The organism is Anaeromusa sp. (assembly GCF_028691475.1).
Taxonomy (GTDB): Bacteria; Bacillota; Negativicutes; order Anaeromusales; family Anaeromusaceae; genus Anaeromusa.
Window position 1 is genome coordinate 1 of the sequence record NZ_JAQUZF010000190.1, and the last position, 3,221, is coordinate 3,221.

At 48.0% G+C, this 3,221-nt stretch carries 2 protein-coding genes; both read left to right on the forward strand.

The window, feature by feature from the left end; translation table 11 throughout:
* Nucleotides 1-153: 153 nt before the first annotated feature.
* Entirely contained in the window at nt 154-1,122 is a 969-nt protein-coding gene (locus PHF27_RS14005; protein WP_300071406.1) for a polyprenyl synthetase family protein, read from the forward strand.
* 402 nt (nt 1,123-1,524) lie between these two features.
* The gene (locus tag PHF27_RS14010) at nt 1,525-3,165 is read left to right on the forward strand and encodes a lactate permease LctP family transporter (protein ID WP_300071403.1); all 1,641 of its coding nucleotides are present in this window, start codon (nt 1,525-1,527) and stop codon (nt 3,163-3,165) included.
* The last annotated feature ends 56 nt before the right edge of the window (nt 3,166-3,221 follow it).

Genomic DNA, 3,221 nt, shown 5'->3' on the forward strand with positions numbered 1-3,221 from the left:
TAATTTTCGACAGGATGCGCAGGATGGAAGCTGTCTTCCATCCTGTTTGCTTTTTCATTGCTACATAGGAAGGGTCCATAGGCAGAGTATGGACTTTGTTTGGCTGGTAGTGTATTATAGAAGCAGACTTTGTTTGTAGGTGATACGATCGTGATGAATCAAGAACTTTTTGCATTGGCTCAACAAGATCTTGCGGCGTTGGAAGCGGAGTTGCTTTCGGTGGTGGATTCGCCGGTGGATCTGGTCCATAAAATTAGCGATCACCTAGTGCAGGCCGGCGGCAAGCGGTTGCGTCCTGCGCTCTATTTTTTGTGCGCTCGCAGCAGTGGCGGCCAGCCGGCTACCATGATGCCTCTGGCTACAGCTATTGAAATGATTCATATGGCCACGCTGGTCCACGATGATGTAGTGGATTCCTCCAATACAAGGAGAGGGCGACCAACGGCCAATTCGCTTTGGGGTAATCAGATGTCGGTTTTAACAGGCGATTATTTATTTGCTAAAGCGTTTGCTTTGATTGCTACGCAGGTGAATCAGAATATGCTGCGTGTATTGGCCGATGTTATTTGTGCGATGTGCGAAGGCGAGATCATTCAAAATCAGTTCATTTTTCAGCTTGACCAGAGCGAGCAAGAGTATTATGTGCGGATTGCTAAAAAAACAGCGGACTTTATTGCCGCCAGCTGTGAATTAGGAGCACTGTCCGCCGGCTTGACCGAAGAAGCTACTAATGGGATGCGCCAGTATGGGTATGCCTTAGGGATGGCTTTTCAAATTACTGATGACATTTTGGATGTGACGGCTTCCAGCGCGCAAATTGGCAAGCCCGCCGGAAATGACTTGCGGCAGGGGATTATTACGCTGCCGGTCTTGCGAGCTTTGACGGTAGCGGAAGAGCGGGACAGCTTGCGCAGCTTGCTCGAGCAAAAAGTCGTGCTGAATGATGAGGAAGTCCGGCAAGCTTTAGACATAGTGCATGCATCTGACGGTGTTGCCTATGCTTATGCTAAAGTGGATGGGTATTTGCAACAGGCCAAAGAGGTGTTGCCTGATTGTTTGAAGGAGAATTTCCGAGAAACTTTTTGTCAGGTAGCAGATTTTGTTAATTTGCGTAAATGCTGAATAATCGGCTGTAATCCCCCGAAATGCACAAAAATAAAAGAACGGTTATAAACCGTTCTTTTATTTTTGTGCATTTTTATTGTTTTTTAAGCAGGATATTCGTATTCGGCAGCGAAGACATAAAGTGTTTGAAAATGGAGAAAACATTAAATTTATTGTGTATGACGAAGATTGAAGAACATCTTACTTTGTTTCTAAGAGCAATCTATTTTTTGCTTTTGGATAGAGTTGTGATTTTATGCAAGAAAAGAGGTGGATTGCCAGGGCGGCACGACTCGACTTTTTTTGAGAAAGGAGGCAGTCAATTACGCTTAATTACGGTAAAAAAAACAGAAAAGAACCAAAGCTGTATTGGCAGCCACGGTTCCACAGAGAACAAAATAAAGAGGGGTGTAGTTACGTATGACATGGGTACAAGGATATGATCCCATGGGGAATATTATACTGTCCGCTATTGTGGCAGGTATTCCCTTGTACATTTTGCTCTTTTTACTTGGCGTTAAAAAGACTCCAGGCCATTTTGCCGCCGCCGCCGCCGTCGTTTCGGCTTTGGTTGTTGCGGTTGCCGCTTGGGGCATGCCAGCAGGTTTAGCTATTAACTCGGTTTTTTGCGGCGCTGCTTTCGGCCTCTTCCCGATTGTCTGGATTGTAGTCACCGCGATTTGGGTCTACAATATGACCGTAGAATCGGGTGAATTTGAAATTATTAAAAACTCTTTGGCTTCTATTACTGAGGATCGTCGTTTGCAGGCCTTATTTGTCGCCTTTGCTTTTGGTTCTTTTATTGAAGGTACAGCCGGGTTCGGCACTCCGGTGGCTATTACCGCAGCCATGCTCGTGGGTCTGGGTTTCAACCCCGTGTACGCTGCAGGGATTTGCTTGATTGCCAATACGGCGCCTGTTGCCTTTGGCGGGATTGGCATCCCGGTTATTGTTGCGGCTCAGGTATCCGGATTAGATATCATGCATATCAGCCAGATTATTGGTCGTCAGTTGCCTTTCTTATCCATCATCGTGCCGTTGTGGGTGGCAGTTACCATGAGCGGGTGGAAGCGCTCCATGGAAGTATTGCCAGCCCTGTTGGTTGGCGGCGGCTGCTTTGCTGTTACCCAGTGGTATACAGCAAACTATGTTAGCCCGTACCTGCCTGATATTACCTCGGCTGTCGTAACTATCGTTGGTTTAGGTTTGTTCTTGCGTTTCTGGAAGCCCTCCAATATTTGGCGCTTCCCGGATGAAAAAGATACTGGCGCTGGCAAAGAAGAATTGCGCTATACTTCGGGAGAAGTCGTTCGCGCCTGGATGCCTTACATTCTGTTGGCCATCATGGTCTTCCTCTGGGGCTGGGGCCCTGTTAAGAGTGTCTTGGGATCTACCAATATCAATATTCCTTGGCCTGGTTTGCATAATGCAATTTCCAAGGCTGTGCCGATTGTGGCTAAAACAACTCCTTATGGCGCGGTTTATACCTTTGGTTGGTTGTCTGCCGGCGGCAGCGCCATTCTGCTTTCCGGTATTTTGTCTCTCTTTGTTATTCCTAATTATGGCGTAGGCAAAGCGATTGCTTGCTTTGGCCGTACCATTCGTATGCTGATGTTCCCGATTGTGACGATTGCCATGATCTTGGGCTTGGCGTATTTGATGAACTACTCGGGCATGAGCGCTACCATGGGTCTGGCCTTTACGAAGACCGGAAGCTTGTTCCCGCTCTTTGCGCCAATCCTTGGCTGGTTGGGCGTGTTCCTGACTGGTTCGGACACTTCGTCCAATGCCTTGTTCTCGTCGCTGCAGAGAACGACTGCCGAGCAAATCGGCGCCGACCCCTATTTGATGGTTGCAGCCAACTCGTCCGGCGGTGTTTGCGGCAAAATGCTTTCGCCGCAGAGTATCTCCGTGGCCACAGCAGCTACCGGTTTGGTAGGGCAGGAAGGAACTATTTTCCGCTTTACCTTGCCTCATAGTATTGCGATGATCATTATTGTTGCTTTAATGACCTATTCGCAAGCCTATTTCCTGCACTGGATGCTGCCCCCGTTGCCTTAAAGGCTCGGTTTAAAAAGGAAGAGCGTCGCCGGTTTTGCCGGCGGCGTTCTTTTTTT

Coding starts and splice junctions, on each gene's coding strand:
- PHF27_RS14010 (WP_300071403.1), top strand. CDS start 1,525: ATGACATGGGTACAAGGATATGATCCCATGGGGAATATTATACTGTCC.
- PHF27_RS14005 (WP_300071406.1), top strand. CDS start 154: ATGAATCAAGAACTTTTTGCATTGGCTCAACAAGATCTTGCGGCGTTG.